Below are 21,970 nucleotides of genomic sequence, written 5' to 3' on the forward strand. Positions count from 1 at the left end.
GGAAATACGCCTGTCCATCGTCAAACTCGCCCGAAAGGTTGCCCCATGACCAACCCGCTTTTCGACCTGACCGGCCGCCGCGCCCTGATCACCGGATCGTCGCAGGGCATCGGCCTGGCGCTGGCGCGCGGGCTGGCACAGGCGGGCGCACAGGTCGTGCTGAACGGGCGCGACGCGGGCCGCCTGGCCGAGGCGGTGGCGCAGATCCCCGGCGCGGTCGCCTTGCCCTTCGACGTGACCGACCACGCCGCCGCCCGCGCCGCCGTGGACGGGTTCGAGGCCGATCACGGCCCCCTGCACATCCTGGTCAACAATGCGGGCATGCAGTTCCGCGCGCCGCTGGAGGAGTTTCCCGCCGACGCCTTCCAGCAGCTGCTGCAGACCAATGTGGCCTCTGTCTTCAACGTGGGGCAGGCGGTGGCGCGGCACATGATCGCGCGGGGCGCGGGGCGCATCATCAACATCGCCAGCGTCCAGACCGCGCTGGCCCGCCCCTCCATCGCGCCCTATACGGCGACCAAGGGCGCGGTGGGCAACCTGACCAAGGGCATGGCCACCGATTGGGCGCGCCACGGGTTGCAATGCAACGCCATCGCGCCTGGCTATTTCGACACGCCGCTGAACGCGGCCCTGGTCGCCGACCCCGATTTCTCCGCCTGGCTGGAGAAACGCACCCCCGCTGGCCGGTGGGGCCGGGTCGAGGAGCTGGTCGGCGCCTGCATCTTTCTGGCCTCCGACGCGGCCAGCTTCGTGAACGGCCATGTGCTTTACGTCGATGGCGGCATCACCGCATCCCTCTGACCGGACAGGACCCGACCCATGACCCAGACCACAGCCCTGATCGGTGCAGGCGCGATAGGCGGCGCCATCGGCGCGCGCCTGGCTGCGACCGGCACGGTGCTGGCCGTCTTTGACCTGGACCCCGCGCGCCTGGCGCCCCTGTCCGCGCTTGGCGCGCGGGCCGCGACCAGCGCGGCGGATGCCGCACGCGGCGCGCAGGCGGTGATCCTGTCGCTGAACGCGCCCCATATCGTGGACGCCGCCGTCTTTGGCCCCGACGGCGTGGCGGCGGGGGCGGCGCCCGGCACGCTGATCATCGACATGTCCTCGATCGACCCGGCGGCCACGCACGATCTGGCGGCGCGGGCGGCGCTGCGCGGCCTGCACTGGGTCGACAGCCCGCTGTCGGGCGGCGCGCCCAAGGCCGCGACCGGCACCCTGACGCTGATGCAGGGGGGTGACGCGGATCACGTCGCCCGCGCCCAAGCGGTGCTGGCGCGGGTCGCGTCGAACCAGACGCATATGGGCCCGGTGGGCGCCGGACAGACGACCAAGCTGATCAACCAGATCCTCTGCGGGCTGAACTTCCTCGCCGTGGCCGAGGCCACCGCCCTGGCCGAGGCCGCGGGCGTCGCCGCCGACCGCATCCCCGCGGCCCTGGCGGGTGGCCGGGCCGACAGCGCCATCCTGCAGGAATACATGCCCCGCTTTGCCGCCCGCGACTATCGCCCGACGGGGCGCATCGACAACATGGTCAAGGACCTGAACGGCGCGCAGGACCTGGCCCGCGCGACCCACACACCCATGCCGCTGACCGCCCTTTGCGCCGAGATCCACCGCCTTCTGACCGCCCAAGGGCTGGGCGATCAGGATCAGGCCGCGCTGATGGAATTCTTTCCCAACCCCCTGGCCAAGGAGCCCACCCGATGATCACCCGCTTCGCCCTGTTCCAGGGCCGCATCCGCGACGGCCAGGACGCGGCCTTCCGCGCGGCCATCCTGTCCGAGGTGCTGCCCGAATGGCGCGCCTTTCCCGGCGCCCTGTCGGTGCGCGTGAACTTTGCCGAGTTTCGCGACGATGGCGCGCCCTCGATCCCGATGATCCTGGCGATCAGCTATCCCGATCTGGACACGGTCCATGCCGCCCTGGCCAGCCCCGCCCGCACCCGCGCCAAGGCCGCGACCGAGGCGGTTCTGGCGCGGTTCTTCGACGGCCAGATCCACCATCACGTCACGACGGCGCATGATCACGACCTGACCCCGGCTTGAAAACCGCCGCCCGATCCGGGACAGTGACCGCAGCCCCCGCACAGGCCCACTCATGACCCGCCGCGCCCCCACTATGATCGACATCGCGCGCCTGGCCGGGGTGTCGCCCATGACCGTCAGCCGCGCCTTCAAGGATGACGGCCGCGTCAGCGACACCGCCCGCGCCGCCGTGATGCAGGCCGCCGAACAGCTGGGCTATGTCTTTGACAGCACGGCCAGCGCGCTGCGGTCTCAGCGCAGCGATTTCGTGGCGGTGACCATCCCGTCCATCAACAACGCCAACTTTGCCGATACGGTGCGGGGGCTGTCGGACGGGCTGCGGGCGCGGGGCTTGCAGATCCTGCTGGGCTATACCGATTACGACGTCCAGACCGAGGAGACCCTGATCGCCCAGCTGCTGCGCCGCCGCCCCGAGGCGATGGTCGTCACCGGCGGCACCCATACCGACCGCGCCCGCGCCCTGCTGGACAAGGCCGCCATCCCCGTGGTCGAGATCTGGGACCTGCCCGCCCGCCCCATCGGCCATGTGGTGGGCTTTTCCAACGCCGCCGCGATGGGCATGCTGGTCGATCACCTGGTGGGCCAGGGCCGCCGCCGCATCGCCTTCATCGGCGGGGACGCGGCCCGCGACACCCGCGGCACCGACCGCAGGCGGGGTTTCGTGGCCGCGATGCGGCGCCACGGGCTGGACGCGACGCGGCTGATCGATGCCGGCGCGCCGCCCATCTCGATGGCCGAGGGGGCGGCGGCCATGGCCGAGCTGCTGGCGCGGCTGCCCGATACCGATGCGGTGGTCTGCGTGTCCGACCTCTCGGCCTTTGGCGCGCTGTCGGAATGCCAGCGGCGCGGCGTGGCGGTGCCCGACCGCGTGGCCATCGCCGGTTTCGGCGATTACGAGATCGCGGCCATTTGCGTCCCGCCCCTGACCACCGTGAACCCCTTTCCCGGACAGATCGGCGCGCAGGCCGCCGCCCTGATCCTGCAGGCGCTGGACGGCACCCTGCCCGACCCTGCCCTGATCGGCATCACGCCCCAGCTGATGACCCGCGCCAGCACCGGTTCCTGACGATTCCCTAACGCAGCGTGCGCAAGCGGTGTACACCCTGTGCCCCTCCGGTGCAGCCCCGGTGCACGCCCCGTGCGGCCCGAAACCCAGCATCTGCTGGGCCCGCGACACCCACCCGTTGCGCAACGCATCAAAGCAACGCCCGCAACGCAACAGGGGGACGGTCGCCCGCCCCCCTCACAATCAGCGGCTGGTGATGGAAGTCACGATGGCATCGCCGTTCTGCGCGATGAAGGCGTCCCAGACCGGGCGCACCGCCTCCTGAAAGGCCGCCGCATCGACATCGCGGTTGATCTGCATGCCCTTGCCCTCCAGATCGGCCAGCATCTCCTCCTCGTGGTCCTGCGCAAGGCCACGCTGCATGGCCACGGCCTCGGTCGCGACCTCCTGGACCAGGGCCTGATGTTCCTCGGACAATCCGTTGAACTTGTTCATGTTCATGGCCAGCGCAAGGGCCGAATAGGCATGCTGGGTCAGCGACAGGTAATCCTGCACCTCGTCGAACTTGAAGCTCTGGACGATGCCCACGGGATGGTCCTGCGCATCGACCACGCCGGTCTCCAGCGCGGTGTACAGCTCGGCCACGGGGATCTGCTGGGGCGTCGCGCCAAGCGCCTGGAACATGTCCGACAGCGCCTTGGAATTGTTGACCCGCATCTGCAGCCCGGCCACATCGCCGGGCTGGGTGATCGGCCCGCGATTGTTGGTCATGTTGCGATAACCGTTTTCCGGATAGCCCAGCATCTTCAGGCCATGGCCCTGAAATTGCTCGCTGATCCCCTGACCGACTTCGCCGTCCAGCACGGCATAGGCATCCGCCCGCGTCGGAAAGATGAAGGGCAGCTCGAACGCGCCCGCCTCGGGGACGAGGCCGGTCATGTTGTTCAGGCCGGTCATCACCACGTCGATGATCCCCGATCGCGTGCCATCCACCATGGCCGCGTCATTCCCCAGTTGGCCCTGGGGAAAGATGGTGACGGTGATCTCTCCGCCGCTGCGCTCCTCCAGCTGTTCCTTCAGGAACAGGGCCAGGTTCTGCTGCAGGTCGGTCTCGGGCGCGGCATGGGCCAGGCGCAGGGTGGTCTGGGCCTGGGCGGCCAGACTAGCCACCGACAGGATGGCGGCCAGGCAGGTGGTGCGGAACAGGGTCGTCATGGTTGGGTCCTCCCTCAAGGATGTCAGCCGCCCAGAATCCGGGCGGGCACGGTAATCAGTTGCGGAAACAGGATGAACAGGCCCAGAAGGACCACATAGCCCAGGATGAACGGCCCGACGCCGCGCACGGCCTGGCTCATCGGCACGCGGCCGACGCCGCAGACGACGTTCAGCACCGTGCCCACCGGCGGCGTGATCAGCCCGATGGAACAGTTCAGGATGAACATCAGCCCGAAATAGACCTCGTCGATCCCGGCCATGCGCACGACGGGCATCAGAAGCGGCACCAGGATCAGCACCGTGGGCGACAGGTCCATGACCATGCCCACGGCCAGCACCAGCAGCATGATGACCAGCATCAACAGGCGCGGGCTGTCGATCAGCGGTTGCAGCAGGGCGGCCAGCTGTTGGGGCAGCTGCGCGACTGTGATCAGCCAAGCCGCGACCATCGCGCAGCCCACCAGGAACATCACCATCGCGGTCGACCGCCCCGCCTGGATCAGCACGTCGACAAAGCCCCGGAAGGTCAGTTCGCGATAGATCACGGTCGAGATGACGATGGCATAGACGGCGGCCACCACCGCGGCCTCGGTCGGGGTGAAGGCGCCCGAACGGATGCCGCCGATGATGATGACCGGCAGAAGCAGCGCCCAGATGCCCTCGCGCAGCGCCTTCCAGCGTTCGGCGCGGGTGGCGCGGGGCAGGACCTCGATCTCCTCTCCGCGCATGATCAGGGTCCAGATGGTGACCAGCATCAGCGCCATCATCAGGCCCGGTGCGATGCCCGCCATGAACAGTTTCGCGATCGAGATGTTGCCCGCCACGCCCACCAGGATCAGCGGCAGCGAGGGCGGGATGATCGGCGCGATGATGCCGCCCGATGCCAGCAGGCCCAGGCTGCGCCCCTCGGGGTAGCCCGCCTTGCGCATCATCGGATAGAGGATCGAGACCAGCGCCGCCGCATCCGCCACCGCCGATCCCGACAGCCCGGCCAGCACGATGGCCGTCAGGATCGCGACGTATCCCAGGCCCCGCGCCGATGCCCGACCAGGGCCATGGCCAGCGCCACGATGCGCGTGGACAGCCCGCCGCGCGACATGACCTCTCCGGCGACCAGGAAGAACGGCACCGCCAACAGCGGAAAGCTGTCCACCCCGTTGATCAGCGACTGCGCCAGGATGTCGGCGCTGAACAGGTTCATGTGCACCATCAGCGCCATCGACGACAGCAGCAGCGCGAAGGCCACGGGCAGACCCGCCAGGATGCCCAGGAACAGCACGCCGAGGAACAGGGCCAGGGTCATCTCAATGCTCCTGCCGGGTGGCCAAGGGCGGGCGGTCGGGACCGAAGATGCGCACCAGCGCCACCGCCGCCATCAGCACCGCCGACACCACCCCCGCCAGATACAGAAGCCCCGACGGCAGTCCCGTCAGCTGAGAGATGTTGTTCCAGTTGGCCAGCGTCTGCCGCCAGGCGCCCACGAACAGCATCAACACCGCGACCAGCACCACCACCCAGCAGATGCGCCGCAGGATCGGCACGAAACGCGGCATCAGCGCCTCGGAGAATTCCGACAACTGCAGATGCTCTCCCCGGCGCAGGGCCACGGCCGCGCCCAGCATGACCACCCAGACAAACCACAGGCGCGACAGCTCGATCGTGACGCGCAGCCCGCTGGAGAAGCCATAGCGCATGACAACATTGGTAAAGACCAGCACGATCATGCCCGCCAGCAACACCGCCATGATGATGTCTATCATGCGCCACAGCGCCTCGATCGCGGCTCTCATGCGGTCATCCCCCTCTTGTCCTCGGTCGACATGATATCGTTACCATGCCCTCTGTCAATCACGTCTGTCGCTTGACCGGACGGTTCATGACATCTGGACATCCGCGCAGGGGTGATCATGGTCGGCCCAACAAGAGGGAGAGTGCGATGAGCTATCTTGGCATCGATCTGGGCACATCGGGGCTGCGCGCCCTGCTGGTGGATGACGCGGGCCGCCCCCTGGGCGCGACGGAACGCCATTACGGCGTGGCCCACCCCCATCCGGGCTGGTCCGAACAGGACCCTGCCGACTGGATCACCGCCTTTCAGGGCGCGGTGGCCGACCTGCGCGCGGCGCATCCCGAATTCGCGGATCTGCGCGGCATCGGCGTGGCGGGGCACATGCACGGCGCCTGCGTGCTGGACGCGGCCGGCCGCGTGCTGCGCCCGGCGATCCTGTGGAATGACACGCGCAGCCATGCCGAGGCCGCGGTCCTGGACGCCGATCCGCGGTTCCGCGCGCTGACCGGCAACATCGTCTTTCCGGGCTTTACCGCGCCCAAGCTGGCCTGGATGGCCGCGCATGAGCCGGACCTGTTCGCGCAGGCTGCCCGCGTGCTGTTGCCTGCGGCCTATCTGAACCTGTGGCTGACCGGAGAGGCGGTGGGCGATCTGTCCGACGCTTCGGGCACGGCCTGGCTGGACACCGGGGCGCGCGACTGGTCGGATGACCTGCTGGCCGCCACCGGCATGACCCGCACGCAGATGCCCCGCCTGGTCGAGGGGTCCGGCGCGGCCGGACGGCTGCGCGCCGATCTGGCCACCGAATGGGGGCTGTCCGCGCCGGTGACCGTGGCCGGGGGGGCGGGCGACAATGCCGCCGCCGCCTGCGGGATCGGCGCGATGGCCGAGGGGGCGGGGTTCGTGTCGCTTGGCACCTCGGGGGTGCTGCTGGCGGCGCGCGACGGCTATGCGCCCGCGCCCGACACGGCGCTGCACAGCTTTTGCCACGCGGTGCCGGGGCGCTGGTATCAGATGGGGGTGATGCTGGCCGCGACCGACAGCCTGAACTGGCTAGGCCGCGTCACCGGGGCCAAGCCCGCCGCGCTGACCGCCGATCTGGGGCCGCTGCGCGCGCCCGGCCCGGTCCGCTTTCTGCCCTATCTGTCGGGCGAGCGGACGCCGCATAACGACCCCGCCATCCGCGGCAGCCTGACCGGGCTGGCGGCGGCGACCGACCGCGACGACCTGACCCGCGCCGTGCTTGAGGGGGTGGCCTTCGGGCTGGCCGACAGCTTGGCGGCGCTGCAATCGACGGGCGCCCAGCCCACGCAGCTGATGGCGATCGGTGGCGGTGCGCGGTCGGAATACTGGCTGCAGGTGATCGCCACCGCGCTGGACGTCACGCTGACCCTGCCCGGCGATGGCGAATTCGGCGCGGCCCTGGGTGCGGCGCGGCTTGGCATGGTGGCTGCGGGCGCGGGCACGGTGGATCAGGTCATGACGCCGCCGCGCGTCACCCGCCACGTGGCCCCGGACCCGGCGCTGCGCGACGCCTTTGCCCAGGCCCATGCCGATTTCCGCGCGGCCTATCCGGCGATCCGCAGCGTCCAGTAGGCGTCACAGATAGTTGCGCGCCACGGCGATCGCGACAGCCTGGGTGCGGCTTTTCGCGCCCAGCTTGCTGCAGGCCTTGATGGCGCGCTGCTTGACGGTCGATTCCGCGATGGACAGCAAGGTCGCCGTGTCGGCCTGCCCCAACCCGTCGCGGAAACAGCGCAGCACGTCCAGCTCGGCCGGGGTCAGGGCGGCACGGTTCAGCACCAGGTCGGTCCAGAGCTGGAACTTGGCCCGGCACAGCGCGATCTCCTCATCGGTGAATTCACGGTCGGGATGGGACAGGGTCAGGAACGACCGCTTGCCCGCGACCTTTCGCGAGATCGCCACGCCGTGGTTCAGGCGGAACTTGCGCGCGGCCTGCATCACGCCGCGCAGGTCGGGGATGCGCACCTCGGACCAGCGGGCGGCGCCGTCATGCGTCATCGTCCACATCGCGATGGGGTCGCCGAAAAAGTAATTCCGATCCTCATAGATGGCGCGCCAGGCCTCGGGATAGGCGTTGAGCAGATGTTCCGGCCCCCGATAGGTCAGGTTGAACCCCATGATCCAGCCGGTTGGCGCCAGGACGTGCATCTGCGCGATCTCGTCGTCGAAATTGGGGATCAGGTCGTGCAGCATCGCGGTCTCCGGCAGCAGAACCCCAGAATATGCCTTTTCGGACATACTGAAAAGGCAGCTTTCCCGTTTTTCGCGCGACATCCGGCCGCCCCACGCCCATTCCGTTAACCTATGCCAGCAAACGGAGGACCGGATGGTGAAGAGTATCAGAGAGCCTAAACTGGCCACGGCCGAATTCAGTCGGGACATGGTCGAGACGATGCTGACCTATTTCGACGCCTATGCCCAGGACGGGGTCCTGAAGGTCGAGGTGACCGATTGGGGCCTGTGGCTGCCCAACAAGGTGACGGGCGGGCGGCAATTTCTGGGACTGGCCCGGCTGCCAGACACCTATCGCCAATAAAGGAGCATGACATGACGACGACACCGACCGATGTGCGGATCGCCACGATCCGCCTGCCGCAGGACATGGCGCAATTTGATCTGGTGACCAGCTTCTTCAAGCTGCGCAAGCAGATCTTCGTCGACCGCATGGCCTGGCCGCTGCACCATGCCGAGGGCATCGAGTTCGAGCAATACGACACCTTCGACACCGTCTATGTGATCGCCCATCAGGACGGGCGCGCGGTGGGGGGCGCGCGGCTGAAACGCACCGACTGTTCGTTCGGCGGCGGCAAGGTGGTCTATTCCTACATGATCCGCGACGCGCATCTGGGGCTGCTGCCCGGCATGCCCACCAACCTGTGCCATGACGAACCCCCCGTCGATCCACAGTCGTGGGAGCTGACACGCTTTGCCGCCCTGCCCATCCCCGGCCTGGCCGAAGCGATCCTGGAGGCCGCCAACCGCCATCTGCATCAGGTGGGCGCGACCGATTGCCTGTTCCTGGGGCCGCCGGCGTTTCTGCGCATGGCCACGCGCCTTGGCTGGACGCCGCGCCGGATGGGCGACCTGGTCGGCAATAACGACGGCAAGTTCCTGGCCTTCGCCTGCGCCGTGCGCCAGCCTGCGATGGCGGCCTAGCACCCGGTCGCCTGCCCCGGCGCCGTGCCGACAGGCGCGACCTGCACCCGACCCGCGCCGATCCGGGCGCGGATGGCGCGCGACAGCGCGTCGATGCCGACCGTCACCAGCGCGGTGGCGACCAGGATGACGATGGCGCGGTCCATGCGCAGCTCTCCGATGGCGTCGTCCAGATAGAAGCCCAGGGTCGCGATGCCCAGGATGCCCATGATCGCGGATTCGCGGATGATGATCTCCCATCGGTACAGGCACAGCGCGACGAAGGGGCCGAACAGGCGGGGCACGATCTCCCATCCCCACAGGGTCAGGCCGCGCGGCGCGTCGGCGCGCAGGCGCAGCCCATCGGCCTGACGCCCCAGCAGATGCGCGATGATCGCCCCGTTATGCAGCCCAAGCGCCAGGATCGCGGGCAGCATGGAGGGCCCCCAGACCTGCAGGAACAGATAGGCCAGCATGTATTCCGGGAACGACCGCAGGATCACCAGCACCAGGTGCCCCACCCCCGCGCCGATCCGCCCCGTGACGCGCCGCGCGATCAGCGCCTGGCCCAGAAACGCCACCGCCCCCGCCAGCACCAGCGCCAGCTGCGCCACGATCAGCGTCGCGGCAAGGCCCGGCAGGATGGCCGTGGTGGTCAGGTCCCACAGCCAGGGCCACAGGGCGGCGGGGTCGCCCCGGCGCAGCGGCGCGGGGATGATGTCGCTGGTCAGGAACCGCCACAGCGCGCCCTGTCCCATCGGCGGCGATGTCACCTGCGCCAGCATCACGGCGGACGCCGCCAGCCACAGCAGCACCGCGCGCGGTCGCATCCACAGCCGCACCGTGGCGATCAGCGCGATATAGATCGCCATGACCGCCCCCGCCGCGCCATATTCGCCCTGCCGAAAGAACGTGTCCAGCTGGAACCCCAGGGTCGGCAGCCCGATGAAGCCAAGCACCGCCGACGACCGCAGCCCGCATTCGACGCGATACAGCGCATAGGTCACCATCTGCGGCACCGCCAGCGGCAGCCGCGCCCAGAGGAACCGCGTCAGCGGGTCGGCGCGCGGCCCCAGCCAGTCGGCGGGGCGGCGGTCGGCCTCGTCCAGGATCTCGGACAGGACCTTGGCGAAAATGCCGGAATAAGGCAGCGCGATGGCCAGCACCCCCGACCAGATGCTGATGCCAAAGACCTGCAGCAGCAGCAGCGCCCAGAACAGCTCGTGCACGGATCGCAGCGCGATGGCCAGGCCCCGCACCGCGCGCCAGCGATAGAAGGGTGCCATGGCCAGCCCCGCGATGCCGCCCAGGGCGACGCCGGCGACGGCAAAAGCCACGGTCAGCGCGACGGCCCGCGCGATCTGTTCGATGGCGCTGAAATCGGGCGTCAGGAAGCCGCGCCCCATCCGCGCCAGCGTGGCCCAGGGGTCGTGCCCGGCGGTGGCCAGATCGGCCAGCGGCAGGCACAAGACGGCCACGGCCAGAAATCCCGCCACGACCCCAAGGCGCGACAGGCTAGCCATAAAGCGCCTCGATCCGCGCGGCGTCCAGTTCGGTGACGGGCAGGTCGAACAGGAACGCCCCCTGGCGCAGCCCGATGACGCGCGTGGCGAATGCCCGCGCGATGGCCACGTCATGCAGCGCCAGGATCGCGGTGGGGAACGCGCCCCTGATCAGCGCGGCCAGCGTCTCGGCCTGGCGGGGGTCGACGGCGGATAGCGGCTCATCGCCCAGGATCAGGTCGCCGCCGCGATGGATCGCGCGGGCCAGGGCCACGCGCTGTGCCTGACCGCCCGACAGACCCTCGACCGCGCGATCGGCCTCGGGGGTCAGGCCCACGCGGGCCAGATCGGCCAGCGCCGCCGCCCGGTCGGGGGCTGCGGGCCGGATCAGCGTGCGCAGGTTGCGCCAGGCGCCGTGATCGTCCAGCCGCCCCATCAGAACATTGCGCAAGGCCGACAGCTGCGGGACCAAGGCCGTGTCCTGCGGGACCAGCGCCACGCGCAGGCCCCGCGCCAGCGCCGCCCGGTGCAGCGCCGCCAGCAGGGTCGACTTGCCCGACCCGCTGCGCCCCAGCAGCGCCACCCGTTCGCCGGGCGCCACATGCAGGCGCACCCCCGACAGCACGGGCGCGCCGCCATAGCCCAGATCGGCCCCGTCCAGCAGCTGCAACAGGTTACTCCAGCAGATCCAGATCGCGGGCGACCTGCTCGATGGGCGCGTAATCGTCGTTCTCGGCCGCGATGAAGGCGTTGCGCGGGAAGGCCGCCAGCAGGTCCGGGTCGTCCATGCCGATCAGGGCGGCCTGCACGCGGTCGGCAAAGCCCTCGCCCCACCGGGCGTCCACATCGCCGCGGATCGTCCAGTTGTAATCGGGATAGGGCGGCGTCTGCCAGATGATCGTGGTCGTCTCGACCTCGGGGGCGTTGTCGGCAACCGCCTGGTCATAGACGGTATAGTTCAGCGCACCGACCTGCCACGCCCCAGACGCCACCAGCCGCAGCGTCTGGCTGTGATCGCCCGAAAAGCCCACGCGGCTGAAGAATTCCTCGGGCGCCTCTCCGGTTTCCTGGCGGATGCCGTATTCGGGCATCAGCCGCCCCGAGGTCGAGGTCTTGGCCCCGAAGGTGAAGGACAGGCCGCGCGCAGCCTCAGGGAAATCGTCCGACCGCTCCAGCCCGGTATCGGTATGGGCGATGAAATAGCTGACGAAGGTGGTGTCCTCATCGCCCTGCGCGATGGCGCGGGCACCGTCGACCAGCAGGCGCGCCTGAACCCCCGACAGCCCGCCGAACCAGGCCAGCTGGACCTGATCGTTGCGGAAGGCGGTGACGGCGGCGGGGTAAGATTTCACCGGCACGAATTCGACCGGCACGCCCAGCTCATCCGACAGGTATTCGGCGACGGCGCTGAAGCGTTCGATCAGCCGGGTCTCGTCCTCGTCGGGGATGGCCGAGAAATACAGTGTGTCCTGCGCTGCGGCGGACAAAGGCAGGGCGGTGGCCAGCATCGTGGCAAACAGGCGAGACAACAGGGGCATGGGGCAAGCTCCGGGGGTGTGAATGGGGCGCGGTGATCGGCGGACCCATGGCCGGGTCTCGCGCCGATGTGCCAAGCCCCCGTTTCCGGCGGAACCCACGCGGCCCGAACGCACCCGGCGCATCGGCTTGTCCGGCCCTTCTAGCGCAGGGTTTTGATCGCGCGCAAGGGATCACGTCTTGACTTGGCCGAAGCAAACACGGACGATTAGTGCGTACCTATCAATTCGACAGGCAGAGGGGAGGGTCCTATGAATATCGACCTTTCGCGCCGCAGCTTTCTGAGGCTGGCGGGAGCGGGGGTTGCGGCAACGTCACTGGGCGCCATGGGATTTGGCGCCGCAGAGGCAGCAGAGGCGGCGCATGTGCGACCCTTCAAGCTGGCCACGACGACGGAAACGCGCAACACCTGTCCCTATTGCTCGGTCGCCTGCGGAATCATCATGTATTCCCGCGGCGACGTGAAGGCCGGCGAGACCGCCGAGCTGATGCATATCGAGGGCGATGCCGACCACCCGACGAACCGCGGAACGCTGTGCCCCAAAGGCGCGGCGCTGAAGGATTTCGTCCACGCGCCCACGCGCCTGACCCATCCCCGCCTGCGCCGTGCCGGTTCGGACCAGTTCGAACAGGTCACCTGGGACGAGGCGCTGGACAAGATCGCCCGCGCCCTCAAGGACGACCGCGACGCGAACTTCATCGCGACCAACGATGACGGCACCCCCGTCAACCGCTGGACGACGACGGGTTTCCTGGCCGCATCGGCCACGACGAATGAAACCGCATGGCTGACCTACAAGACGGTCCGGTCCATGGGGATTGTGGGATTCGATAATCAGGCGCGCGTCTGACACGGCCCGACGGTGTCCAGTTTGGGCCCGACATTTGGCCGTGGAGCGATGACCAATCCATGGACTGACATCAAGAACACCGACCTGGTGATCGTGATGGGCGGAAACGCCGCCGAAGCGCATCCCTGCGGCTTCAAATGGGTGACCGAGGCCAAGGCGCATCGCGGCGCCAAGCTGGTCGTGGTCGATCCGCGCTATACCCGCACCGCATCGGTCGCGGATTACTATGCGCCCATCCGTCCGGGCACCGACATCGCCTTCCTGATGGGGGTGATCCGCTGGTGCATGGAAAACGACAAGGTCCAGTGGGACTATGTCCGCAACTATACCAACGCGTCCTTCCTTGTGCGCGAGGATTTCGGCTGGCAGGACGGGCTTTTCAGCGGCTATGACGAGGAAAAGCGCGACTTCAACAAGGAAAGCTGGGATTACCAGATCGGCGAGGACGGCTTTGCGCTGACCGACCCGACGCTGCAGGATCCGCGCTGCGTCTGGAACATGCTGAAACAGCATGTCGATGTCTACACGCCCGAATTCGTGGAGAACATCACCGGCACGCCGCGCGACAAGTTCCTGGACATCTGCGCGATGATCGGCGAATGCAGCGCACCCGACCGGACCATGACGTCGATGTACGCGCTTGGCTGGACGCAGCATTCCAAGGGCGCCCAGAACATCCGCGGCATGGCGATGCTGCAGCTGATCCTGGGCAATATCGGGGTCCGCGGTGGCGGCATGAACGCGCTGCGCGGGCATTCCAACATCCAGGGCCTGACCGATATCGGCCTGATGTCGAACCTGATCCCCGGCTATCTGAACATCCCGACCGAGCGTGAGGTCGATTGGCAGACCTATCTGTCCACCCGCAGCTTTACCCCGCTGCGGCCCGGTCAGACCAGCTATTGGCAGAACTATCCCAAGTTCATGGTCAGCTTCCTCAAGGCCATGTGGGGCGATGCCGCCACCGAGGAGAACGATTGGGCGTTCGAATACCTGCCCAAGCTGGACGTCCCGGCCTATGACATCATGCGCATGTTCGAGCTGATGAACAACGACCGGGTGAACCTGTATTTCTGCCAGGGCTTCAACCCGCTGCTGTCCATCCCCGACCGGGGCAAGGTCACCGCGGGCCTGTCAAAGCTGAAGATGCTGGTGGTGATGGACCCCCTGTCCACCGAAACCTCGCATTTCTGGCAGAACCACGGCGCGCATAACGAGGTGGATACCGCCAGCATCCAGACCGAGGTGCTGGAGCTGCCCACGACCTGCTTTGCCGAGGACGAGGGCGCGCTGGTCAATTCGGGCCGCTGGCTGCAATGGCACTGGCCGGGCGCGACGCCTCCGGGCGAGGCCAAGCATGACACCTGGATCATGGCGCAGATCTGGACGCGGGTCCGCGAGCTGTATCGGACCGAGGGCGGCGCCTTCCCCGATCCGATCCTGAACCTGTCCTGGGACTATGCCGATCCCGGAGAGCCGCATCCGTCGGAACTGGCGCGCGAGATGAACGGCCGTGCGCTGGCCGATGTCACCGACCCGGCGACGGGCGCGGTGGTCGTACAGGCGGGCCAGCAGGTGTCCGGTTTCGGACAGCTGCGCGACGACGGGACGACCATGGCGGGCTGCTGGATCTATGCCGGCAGCTGGACCGAGGACGGCAACATGATGGCACGGCGGGACAATTCCGACCCCGACGATGTCGGCATGTACCTGAACTGGGCCTTTGCCTGGCCTGCGAACCGGCGGGTGCTGTACAACCGCGCCTCGGCCGATCCGCAGGGACAGCCTTGGGATGCCACGCGCCCGCTGGTCCAGTGGGACGGCACGCGGTGGGGCGGCTATGACGTGCCTGACATCGCGCCCACCGCCAATCCGACCGAGGTCGGCCCCTTCATCATGAACCAGGAGGGCGTGTCGCGCCTGTTCACCCGGGGCATGATGCGCGACGGGCCCTTCCCGACGCATATGGAGCCCTTCGAGAGCCCGATGGCCAACGTGTTCAACCCGCGCATGCGCGGGAACCCGGTGGCCCGGGTGTTCGAATCCGACGTGGCGCGGCTTGGCGACAGTTCCGAGTTCCCGTTCGTCGCGACCTCGTACCGCCTGACCGAGCATTTCCACTACTGGACCAAGCACAACCCGGTGAACGCCGCGCTGCAGCCCGAGTTCTTCGTGGAGATCAGCGAGGAGCTGGCCGCCGAACGCGGCATCGCCAAGGGCGGTCGCGTGCGGGTCTGGGGCAAGCGCGGGCAGGTCTGGGCCAAGGCCGTGGTGACCAAGCGGATCAGGCCGATGACCTGCGACGGCAAGACCGTCCATGTCGTGGGCATCCCGCTGCACTGGGGCTTCATGGGCGCCGCGAAAAAGGGTTGGGGGCCGAACAGCCTGACGCCCTTCATCGGGGATGCGAACACGGACACGCCTGAATTCAAGGCGTTCCTGGTCAACATCGAACCCGCAGCCGAGGAGCCGGTGGCATGAACGACATGGCAAACAGCCCGACCACGGCGGCGTCCAACCCGCCCGTGCAACCGACCGAGGCCTATTTCGATGCGCGCGACGTCGTGCGCATCTCGGCCACGCGCAACGTGCCGCAACCCGACCGCCAGCTGGAAAAGCTGGCCAAGCTGATCGATGTGTCCAAATGCATCGGCTGCAAGGCCTGCCAATCCGCCTGCGTGGAATGGAACGACACGCATCCGGCGGTGGGTGAGAACGTGGGGGTCTATGAGAACCCCCACGACCTGACCCCCGACATGTTCACCCTGATGCGCTTTGCCGAATGGGAGAATCCGGCCACCAACGATCTGGAATGGCTGATCCGCAAGGATGGCTGCATGCATTGCGAGGATCCGGGTTGCCTCAAGGCCTGCCCGGCGCCCGGCGCCATCGTGCAGTATTCCAACGGCATCGTGGACTTCATCAAGGACAACTGCATCGGCTGCGGCTATTGCGTCACGGGCTGTCCCTTCGACATCCCCCGCATCAGCCAGACCGACCACAAGAGCTATAAGTGCACCCTGTGTTCGGACCGGGTGGCCGTGGGCCAGGGTCCCGCCTGCGCGAAAGCCTGCCCCACCCAGGCCATCGTGTTCGGCACCAAGGCCGACATGCAGGCCCATGCCGAGACCCGGATCGAGGATCTGAAATCGCGCGGCTATGAAAACGCAGGCCTCTATGACCCGGCCGGCGTCGGCGGCACCCATGTGATGTATGTCCTGCATCACGCGGACAAGCCCGGCATCTACAACGACCTGCCCGAAAATCCCCGGATCTCTCCGGTGGTCGAGGGCTGGAAGGGCGTGACCAAGACCGCGGGCCTTGCCGCCATCGGCCTGGCCGCGGTGGGCGCGACGCTGCACGGCCTGTTCGCCCGCGGCAACGAGGTCGAGGAGCACGACATCGAATCCGCCGACAAGCTGGTCAAGGGTCAGGACCCCGATGAAGGGGGTCATGTCTGATGGCGCCGCGTCCCTATTACTCGGAACCAGGCGACCGGCTGGAAAGCGTCCAGCCGGTCGAGGTCAGCCGCTATCGCGGGTTCACCCGCGCGAACCACTGGGTCACCGCGTTCAGCCTGATCGCGCTGGCCCTGTCGGGGCTGGCGCTGTTCGACCCGGCGCTGTATTTCCTGACCGGCCTGTTCGGCGGCGGGCAGATGACACGCTGGATTCACCCGATCATCGGCGTGGTGCTGTTCTTCAGCTTTGCGTTGATGTTCATCCAGCTGTGGCGCCTGAACATGCCCAAGCCCGAGGACACGACCTGGGTCGCCAATATCGGCGACGTGGTGAAGGGCCGCGAGGAGAACCTGCCCGAACTGGGCAAGTACAACGCGGGCCAGAAATTCGTGTTCTGGGCCATGACCGGGCTTATCATCGTCCTGATCGTGTCGGGCGTGATGATCTGGCAGCAGGTCGCGGGCCATCTGGTCAGCGTGCCGCTGCGCCGCGTGGCGGTTCTGGTCCATGCGCTGGCGGCAGTGGCGATCATCCTGGTGTTCATCATGCATGTCTATGCCGCGATCTGGACGCGGGGCACGCTGCGCGCGATGACGCGGGGCACCGTGACCGGCGGGTGGGCCTGGCGGCACCACCGCAAATGGCTGCGAGAGATCGCCAGCCGCGACAACAAGGGCCCGGCAGAGTAATCTGCCGGCCACCATCACCGGCATCCCCTGTGGCCGGTTCGGCCCGGAGCGACACATGACCACCACCATCCAACCCGACCCCTCGGCCATCGGCGGCGTCCCCACGGCGCCGCTGGCCTTTCTGCCCAAACCCCTGCGGCTGTTCGCGACCCGCGCGAAACGTCTGGCCTTTCTGGCGCAGCACAGCGCCAATCTGGGGCCGTGGCTGACCTTTCTGGGGCAGCTGGTCGCGCTGCAGGCGCGGCTGGCCGAGGATCTGCCCCGCCCCGCCCCCCTGCCTGCCGACCGCATTCGCCTGGCGCGCGAAAACCGCATGCCGCCGATCGACCGCGCCGCGCTGGCCGCCGACCCCGAGCTACATGCGGTGCTGGACGCGGTGCTGAGCCAGGCCGCCGCGCTGGACATGCCCGAGCCCGCCCGCATCGCGCTGTCGGCCGTCACCGCGGCCGACCTGGCCGACCGCCATTGGCTGCTGGAGAACATCCTGGCCGACCGCATTCCCGATGACAGCGTCGCGCCGCATCTGTTCGCCGCGCTGGCCGTCCAGCTGCATCTGTCGCGGCTGGCATCCGGTCTGCCCGCCGATCAGCTGGTCAAGATCCGCACCGGGGTCTGCCCGGCCTGCGGCGGCAGGCCCGCGACCTCCAGCGTGATCGGGGTGGGCGATCTGGACGGCGTGCGCTATGCCGCCTGCGCCTGCTGCCAGACGCAATGGAACGAGGTGCGCCTGACCTGCCTGTGCTGCGGCCAGACCGGCCAGATCAGCTATCGCAGCGTCGAGACCGACCAGGCGACCGTCCGGGCCGAGGTCTGCGGCGATTGCGACAGTTGGGTCAAGGTGCTGTATCAGAACAAGAACCCCAGCCTGGAGCCCGTCGCCGACGATGTCGCCAGCCTAGGCCTGGACCTGCTGATGAAGGACACGCCCCTCCGGCGCGGCGGCTTCAATCCGTTTCTTGCGGGGTATTGATGTCGGGATTCCGGGCGCTGCCCTCGGTCGACCAGCTGCTGCTGGCCCTGCCCGATCAGGTCGACAGGCATGGCCGCCAGGCGGTCACCCGGACCGCGCGGCTGCGCCTGGACGCGGCCCGCGCGGCGATCCGTGACGGCGCCGACGGCGCCGCCGAGGCCGCGCGGCTGCCGCATCTGCTGGCCGCCGATCTGGCGGCGGCGGCGGTCACGCAGCTGCGTCCGATCCTGAACCTGACCGGCACGGTGCTTCACACCAATCTGGGCCGCGCGATCCTGGCGGATGAGGCGATCGCCGCCGCCACCGCCGCGATGGCCGCGCCGCTGGCCCTGGAATACGACCTGACCACGGGCGGGCGCGGCCAGCGCGACGACCATCTGCGCGGCCTTCTGTGCGAGCTGACCGGGGCCGAGGATGCCACCGTCGTCAACAACAATGCCGCCGCCGTGCTGATCGCGCTGAACACGTTCGGCGAGGGGCGCGACAGCATCGTGTCGCGTGGCGAGCTGATCGAGATCGGCGGCGCCTTCCGCATGCCCGACATCATGGCCCGCGCCGGTACCCGCCTGGTCGAGGTCGGCACCACCAACCGCACCCATCCCCGCGATTATCAGGACGCGATCACAGACCGGACCGGCCTGATCCTCAAGGTCCACACCTCGAACTATCGCATCGAGGGCTTCACCGCCGAGGTCGCGGCGCCGGAGCTGGCGGCGCTGGCGCGTCAGGCGGGGGTCGTGATGCTGAACGACCTGGGCGCCGGGTCGCTGGTCGACCTGTCGCGATGGGGGCTGCGCCGCGAACCCACCGTGGCCGAGGCCGTGGCCGAGGGCGCGGACCTGATCACATTCTCCGGCGACAAGCTGCTGGGCGGTCCGCAGGCGGGCTTTATCGTCGGGCGGCGCGACCTGATCGCGCGGATCAACCGGAACCCGATGAAGCGCGCCGTCCGCCTGGACAAGATCCGCATCGCCGCGCTGCAGGCGACGCTGCGCCTCTATCGCGACCCGGACCGGCTGCCGGACCGCCTGCCGGTCCTGCGGATGCTGTCCCGCCCGCAGGCGGATATCGCCGCCCAAGCCGCGCGGCTGGCCCCGCAGGTCGCGGCGCTGCTGCCCGATCACCGCGTGACCACGACCGATTGCGCCAGCCAGATCGGTTCCGGGTCGCTGCCGACGGACACGATCCCCTCGGCCGGGCTGCGGATCACGGGGACGGGCGGCGACGCGCCCGACCGGCTGGCCGCATCGCTGCGCGCCCTGGCCCGACCGGTGCTGGGCCATATCCGCGACGGCGCGCTGATCCTGGATCTGCGCTGCCTCGGCGACGATCGCGACCTGCTGGAGGCGCTGGCGTGATCGTCGGCACGGCGGGGCATATCGACCACGGCAAGACGGCGCTGGTCCGCGCGCTGACCGGCACCGATGCCGACCGCCTGGCCGAGGAGAAGGCCCGCGGCATCACCATCGATCTGGGTTTTGCCTATGCCGATCTGGGCGGCGGGGCGGTTACCGGGTTCGTCGACGTGCCGGGCCATGAACGGCTGATCCACACGATGCTGGCGGGCGCGGGCGGGATCGACCTGGCGCTGCTGGTCGTGGCCTGCGACGACGGGGTGATGCCGCAGACGCGCGAACACCTGGCGATCCTGCAGCTGCTGGGCCTGTCGCGCGGGCTGGTGGCACTGACCAAGGCCGATCTGGCCGATGCCGACCGCCGCACGCAGGTCACCGCCCAGATCCGCGCCGCGCTGGCGGATGGCGGGCTGGCCGATGCGCCGATCATCCCGGTGTCGTCGCTGACGGGCGAGGGTATCGACACCCTCCGCCACGCCCTGATCCGGGCCGAGGCGCAGACCGCCGACCGCGCCGCCGATGCGGGCTTTCGCCTGGCGGTCGACCGCAGCTTTACCCTGCAGGGCTCCGGCACGGTGGTCACTGGCACGGTGCTGTCGGGGCGGATCGCCATCGGTGATCTGGTCACGATCAGCCCCTCCGGGATCGCGGCGCGGGTGCGCGGCATCCACGCCCAGAACCGCCCCGCGACCGAAGGGCTTGCGGGTCAGCGCTGCGCCCTGAACCTGGCCGGAGAGGCCGTGGCCAAGGACGCGATCCATCGCGGCGACATCGTGCTGACGCCTGCGCTGCACGCCCCCACCGACCGCATCGACGCCCGCCTGAGCGTGCTTGGGTCCGAGCCGAAGCCCATCGGCACCTGGTTCCCCGCCCGCCTGCACACCCACGCGACCGAGGTGGGCGCCCGCATCGTCCCCCTGTCCGACCCCATCGCGCCAGGGGGCGGCGGCCCGGTCCAGATCGTGCTGGACCGCCCCATCGCGGCCACCATCGGCGACCGCTTCATCCTGCGCGACGTGTCGGCCAGCCGGACCATCGGCGGCGGGCATTTCCTGGACCTGCGCCCCCCCGCGCGCAAGCGGCGCACCCCCGACCGCCTGGCGCTGATCGCTGCCGCCGACGCGCCCGAACCGCTGGCCGCGATGCTGGCCACGGCCCCGGTCGATGCGACAGTCTTTGCCCGCGACCGCGCGCTGTCGCCGGCGCAGACGGCGGCGGCCCTGTCCGGGGCGGTGGTGATCGCCGGGCTGGCGCTGTCGCCCGCCCATCGCGACGCGCTGCAGCAGGGCATCGCCGACACGCTGGTCCGGTTCCACGCCGAGAACCCCGACCTGCCCGGCCTTGGACGCGAGCGCCTGCGTCTGTCCCTGACCCCGCGCCTGCCCAAGGACGCCTTTCTGGCCCTGCTGCGCGCCGAGGCCGAGGCCGGGCGCATCACGCTGGACGGGGCATTCGTCCGCCAGCCCGGCCACGAGGTCCGCCTCTCCCCCGAGGATGAGGCGCTGTGGGACCGCATCAGCCCCGTCCTGCTGGGCGATCTGCGGTTTCGCCCGCCGCGCGTGCGCGATTTCGCCACCGATCTGGGGGCCGATGAAAAGGAGATCCGCCGTATCCTGCGCCTGACGCAGAAGCTGGGCCGGACCGATCAGATCGCGCATGACCATTTCTTCGCGCGCCCGGTGACGGCCCAGATGGTGGCCATTCTGCGCGACGTGGCTGCGGCGACGGATGACGGGTGGTTCACTGCCGCCCTGTTTCGCGACCGGGTGCAGAACGGCCGCAAGGTTGCGATCGAGATCCTGGATTTCCTGGACCGCCACGGGGTCACGCTGCGCCGGGGCGATCTGCGGCGGCTGAACCCGCACCGGCTGGACCTATTCGGTTAGGGGCAGCTGGCCCTGTTCGACCACGGCCTCCATCGCCACATGGCTGGAGGTCGCGTTGACATGCGGCAGGCTGGATATGCGTTCCGCCATGATGCGCCGGTAATCGGCCATGTCGCGGGACCGCACCTTGAGCAGATAGTCGAAGCCCCCCGCGATCATATAGCACTCCTCGACCTCGGGGACGGCGCGGACGGCGGCGTTGAACGCCTCCAGCGCCTTGGGGCGGGTGTCGGTCACGCGCACCTCGACATAGGTGACATGGGTCAGGCCAAGGCGCATGGGCGACAGGATGGCGCGGTATCCGGTGATCAGGCCCGCCTCCTCCAGCTGGCGGATGCGGGCGGCGACGGGGGTCTTCGAGAGGCCGACCTTGCGCGCCAGATCGGTGATGGGGATGCGGGCATTGGCGGTCAGCTCGGTCAGAATGCGGCGGTTGATCGGGTCCAGAAGGTCGGTCACGGTCTGTCTTTCGCCTCATCTTTGGTCTGATCGTCCACAGTCTG

The 21,970-nt window shown here is 68.8% G+C and carries 21 protein-coding genes and 1 pseudogene; 14 read left to right on the forward strand and 8 right to left on the reverse strand.

Annotated elements, in window-relative coordinates:
• Positions 1 to 45 precede the first annotated feature (45 nt).
• From ABS73_RS13645 to ABS73_RS13660, 4 genes are read left to right on the forward strand one after another with little or no spacing between them, the layout of a single operon-like run.
• A complete protein-coding gene (locus ABS73_RS13645) occupies positions 46 to 801 on the forward strand; it encodes an SDR family oxidoreductase (RefSeq protein ID WP_277023787.1) in 756 nt (251 codons plus the stop codon).
• Positions 802 to 819: 18 nt separating this feature from the next.
• On the forward strand, positions 820 to 1,710 hold the full coding sequence (locus ABS73_RS13650; RefSeq protein ID WP_277023786.1) for an NAD(P)-dependent oxidoreductase: 891 nt from the start codon (positions 820 to 822) through the stop codon (positions 1,708 to 1,710).
• Positions 1,707 to 2,048, forward strand: a complete 342-nt coding sequence (locus ABS73_RS13655; RefSeq protein WP_277023784.1) for a hypothetical protein — start codon at positions 1,707 to 1,709, stop codon at positions 2,046 to 2,048. The genes ABS73_RS13650 and ABS73_RS13655 overlap by 4 nt, the downstream gene beginning before the upstream one ends.
• 52 nt (positions 2,049 to 2,100) lie before the next feature.
• Positions 2,101 to 3,114 carry a LacI family DNA-binding transcriptional regulator gene (locus ABS73_RS13660; protein WP_277023781.1) on the forward strand — a complete coding sequence of 338 codons (1,014 nt, stop codon included), beginning with the start codon at positions 2,101 to 2,103 and terminating at the stop codon, positions 3,112 to 3,114.
• A 183-nt stretch (positions 3,115 to 3,297) separates the two neighbouring features.
• On the opposite strand, the gene ABS73_RS13665 is transcribed toward ABS73_RS13660, so the two are convergent.
• The 3 genes and pseudogenes from ABS73_RS13665 to ABS73_RS13675 form a co-directional block, all read right to left on the reverse strand.
• A complete protein-coding gene (locus ABS73_RS13665) occupies positions 3,298 to 4,269 on the reverse strand; it encodes a DctP family TRAP transporter solute-binding subunit (RefSeq protein WP_277023780.1) in 972 nt (323 codons plus the stop codon).
• Positions 4,270 to 4,292: 23 nt separating this feature from the next.
• Positions 4,293 to 5,572, reverse strand: a pseudogene (locus ABS73_RS13670) (TRAP transporter large permease subunit).
• 1 nt (position 5,573) lies between these two features.
• Entirely contained in the window at positions 5,574 to 6,059 is a 486-nt protein-coding gene (locus ABS73_RS13675) for a TRAP transporter small permease (RefSeq protein ID WP_277023778.1), read from the reverse strand.
• Positions 6,060 to 6,205: 146 nt separating this feature from the next.
• Between ABS73_RS13675 and xylB the strand changes: the two genes are divergently transcribed.
• Positions 6,206 to 7,654 (forward strand): xylulokinase, encoded by a 1,449-nt coding sequence (gene xylB, locus ABS73_RS13680; RefSeq protein WP_277023776.1) that lies wholly within the window; start codon positions 6,206 to 6,208, stop codon positions 7,652 to 7,654.
• 3 nt (positions 7,655 to 7,657) lie between these two features.
• On the opposite strand, the gene ABS73_RS13685 is transcribed toward xylB, so the two are convergent.
• Entirely contained in the window at positions 7,658 to 8,275 is a 618-nt protein-coding gene (locus ABS73_RS13685) for a helix-turn-helix transcriptional regulator (protein ID WP_277023774.1), read from the reverse strand.
• A 136-nt stretch (positions 8,276 to 8,411) separates the two neighbouring features.
• On the opposite strand from ABS73_RS13685, the gene ABS73_RS13690 reads away from it, so the two are divergent.
• Both ABS73_RS13690 and ABS73_RS13695 read left to right on the forward strand, forming a co-directional pair.
• The gene (locus ABS73_RS13690; protein WP_277023772.1) at positions 8,412 to 8,618 is read left to right on the forward strand and encodes a hypothetical protein; all 207 of its coding nucleotides are present in this window, start codon (positions 8,412 to 8,414) and stop codon (positions 8,616 to 8,618) included.
• An 11-nt stretch (positions 8,619 to 8,629) separates the two neighbouring features.
• Positions 8,630 to 9,238 (forward strand): acyl-homoserine-lactone synthase, encoded by a 609-nt coding sequence (locus ABS73_RS13695; protein ID WP_277023770.1) that lies wholly within the window; start codon positions 8,630 to 8,632, stop codon positions 9,236 to 9,238.
• Here the strand turns inward: ABS73_RS13695 and ABS73_RS13700 are convergent.
• Genes ABS73_RS13700 through ABS73_RS13710 form a run of 3 tightly spaced genes read right to left on the reverse strand, consistent with a single transcriptional unit; the run spans position 9,235 to position 12,257 of the window.
• On the reverse strand, positions 9,235 to 10,740 hold the full coding sequence (locus ABS73_RS13700) for a PhnE/PtxC family ABC transporter permease (protein WP_277023768.1): 1,506 nt from the start codon (positions 10,738 to 10,740) through the stop codon (positions 9,235 to 9,237). The two genes, ABS73_RS13695 and ABS73_RS13700, sit on opposite strands and share 4 nt — an antisense overlap.
• Positions 10,733 to 11,389: an ATP-binding cassette domain-containing protein gene (locus ABS73_RS13705; protein ID WP_277023766.1), complete on the reverse strand. Its 657-nt coding sequence runs from the start codon at positions 11,387 to 11,389 to the stop codon at positions 10,733 to 10,735. Before ABS73_RS13705 ends, ABS73_RS13700 begins: the two co-directional genes overlap by 8 nt.
• 4 nt (positions 11,390 to 11,393) lie before the next feature.
• Complete coding sequence (locus ABS73_RS13710) at positions 11,394 to 12,257, reverse strand: putative selenate ABC transporter substrate-binding protein (protein ID WP_277023765.1); 864 nt, start codon at positions 12,255 to 12,257, stop codon at positions 11,394 to 11,396.
• Positions 12,258 to 12,506: 249 nt separating this feature from the next.
• On the opposite strand from ABS73_RS13710, the gene ABS73_RS16860 reads away from it, so the two are divergent.
• The 7 genes from ABS73_RS16860 to selB are packed head-to-tail and all read left to right on the forward strand — an operon-like array spanning position 12,507 to position 21,467.
• Positions 12,507 to 13,106, forward strand: a complete 600-nt coding sequence (locus ABS73_RS16860) for a molybdopterin-dependent oxidoreductase (RefSeq protein WP_502686060.1) — start codon at positions 12,507 to 12,509, stop codon at positions 13,104 to 13,106.
• Positions 13,107 to 13,118: 12 nt separating this feature from the next.
• The gene (gene fdnG / locus ABS73_RS13715) at positions 13,119 to 15,587 is read left to right on the forward strand and encodes a formate dehydrogenase-N subunit alpha (RefSeq protein WP_502686061.1); all 2,469 of its coding nucleotides are present in this window, start codon (positions 13,119 to 13,121) and stop codon (positions 15,585 to 15,587) included.
• Positions 15,584 to 16,567 carry a formate dehydrogenase subunit beta gene (gene fdxH, locus ABS73_RS13720; protein ID WP_277023761.1) on the forward strand — a complete coding sequence of 328 codons (984 nt, stop codon included), beginning with the start codon at positions 15,584 to 15,586 and terminating at the stop codon, positions 16,565 to 16,567. Before fdnG ends, fdxH begins: the two co-directional genes overlap by 4 nt.
• Complete coding sequence (locus ABS73_RS13725; protein WP_277023759.1) at positions 16,567 to 17,256, forward strand: formate dehydrogenase subunit gamma; 690 nt, start codon at positions 16,567 to 16,569, stop codon at positions 17,254 to 17,256. Before fdxH ends, ABS73_RS13725 begins: the two co-directional genes overlap by 1 nt.
• A 55-nt stretch (positions 17,257 to 17,311) precedes the next feature.
• Positions 17,312 to 18,226, forward strand: coding sequence for a formate dehydrogenase accessory protein FdhE (gene fdhE, locus ABS73_RS13730; protein WP_277023757.1), 915 nt, complete (start codon positions 17,312 to 17,314; stop codon positions 18,224 to 18,226).
• Positions 18,226 to 19,584, forward strand: a complete 1,359-nt coding sequence (gene selA, locus ABS73_RS13735; protein WP_286693523.1) for an L-seryl-tRNA(Sec) selenium transferase — start codon at positions 18,226 to 18,228, stop codon at positions 19,582 to 19,584. Before fdhE ends, selA begins: the two co-directional genes overlap by 1 nt.
• The gene (selB, locus tag ABS73_RS13740) at positions 19,581 to 21,467 is read left to right on the forward strand and encodes a selenocysteine-specific translation elongation factor (protein WP_277023754.1); all 1,887 of its coding nucleotides are present in this window, start codon (positions 19,581 to 19,583) and stop codon (positions 21,465 to 21,467) included. The genes selA and selB overlap by 4 nt, the downstream gene beginning before the upstream one ends.
• Here selB and ABS73_RS13745 read toward each other — a convergent pair.
• The gene (locus ABS73_RS13745) at positions 21,456 to 21,926 is read right to left on the reverse strand and encodes an Lrp/AsnC family transcriptional regulator (RefSeq protein ID WP_277023752.1); all 471 of its coding nucleotides are present in this window, start codon (positions 21,924 to 21,926) and stop codon (positions 21,456 to 21,458) included. The genes selB and ABS73_RS13745 overlap by 12 nt on opposite strands.
• Between the last annotated feature and the right edge of the window lie 44 nt (positions 21,927 to 21,970).

The organism is Paracoccus sp. SCN 68-21 (assembly GCF_001724535.1).
GTDB lineage: Bacteria > Pseudomonadota > Alphaproteobacteria > Rhodobacterales > Rhodobacteraceae > Paracoccus > Paracoccus hibiscisoli.

Excerpts from the sequence above, each read along its gene's own strand:
- ABS73_RS13655 (WP_277023784.1), top strand. The coding sequence starts at position 1,707 with ATGATCACCCGCTTCGCCCTGTTCCAGGGCCGCATCCGCGACGGCCAG.
- fdhE (WP_277023757.1), top strand. The coding sequence starts at position 17,312 with ATGACCACCACCATCCAACCCGACCCCTCGGCCATCGGCGGCGTCCCC.
- fdxH (WP_277023761.1), top strand. The coding sequence starts at position 15,584 with ATGAACGACATGGCAAACAGCCCGACCACGGCGGCGTCCAACCCGCCC.
- xylB (WP_277023776.1), top strand. The coding sequence starts at position 6,206 with ATGAGCTATCTTGGCATCGATCTGGGCACATCGGGGCTGCGCGCCCTG.
- ABS73_RS13685 (WP_277023774.1), bottom strand. The coding sequence starts at position 8,275 with ATGCTGCACGACCTGATCCCCAATTTCGACGACGAGATCGCGCAGATG.
- ABS73_RS13700 (WP_277023768.1), bottom strand. The coding sequence starts at position 10,740 with ATGGCTAGCCTGTCGCGCCTTGGGGTCGTGGCGGGATTTCTGGCCGTG.
- selA (WP_286693523.1), top strand. The coding sequence starts at position 18,226 with ATGTCGGGATTCCGGGCGCTGCCCTCGGTCGACCAGCTGCTGCTGGCC.
- ABS73_RS13695 (WP_277023770.1), top strand. The coding sequence starts at position 8,630 with ATGACGACGACACCGACCGATGTGCGGATCGCCACGATCCGCCTGCCG.
- ABS73_RS13675 (WP_277023778.1), bottom strand. The coding sequence starts at position 6,059 with ATGAGAGCCGCGATCGAGGCGCTGTGGCGCATGATAGACATCATCATG.
- ABS73_RS13725 (WP_277023759.1), top strand. The coding sequence starts at position 16,567 with ATGGCGCCGCGTCCCTATTACTCGGAACCAGGCGACCGGCTGGAAAGC.
- ABS73_RS13665 (WP_277023780.1), bottom strand. The coding sequence starts at position 4,269 with ATGACGACCCTGTTCCGCACCACCTGCCTGGCCGCCATCCTGTCGGTG.
- ABS73_RS13710 (WP_277023765.1), bottom strand. The coding sequence starts at position 12,257 with ATGCCCCTGTTGTCTCGCCTGTTTGCCACGATGCTGGCCACCGCCCTG.
- ABS73_RS13660 (WP_277023781.1), top strand. The coding sequence starts at position 2,101 with ATGACCCGCCGCGCCCCCACTATGATCGACATCGCGCGCCTGGCCGGG.
- ABS73_RS13650 (WP_277023786.1), top strand. The coding sequence starts at position 820 with ATGACCCAGACCACAGCCCTGATCGGTGCAGGCGCGATAGGCGGCGCC.
- ABS73_RS13645 (WP_277023787.1), top strand. The coding sequence starts at position 46 with ATGACCAACCCGCTTTTCGACCTGACCGGCCGCCGCGCCCTGATCACC.
- ABS73_RS16860 (WP_502686060.1), top strand. The coding sequence starts at position 12,507 with ATGAATATCGACCTTTCGCGCCGCAGCTTTCTGAGGCTGGCGGGAGCG.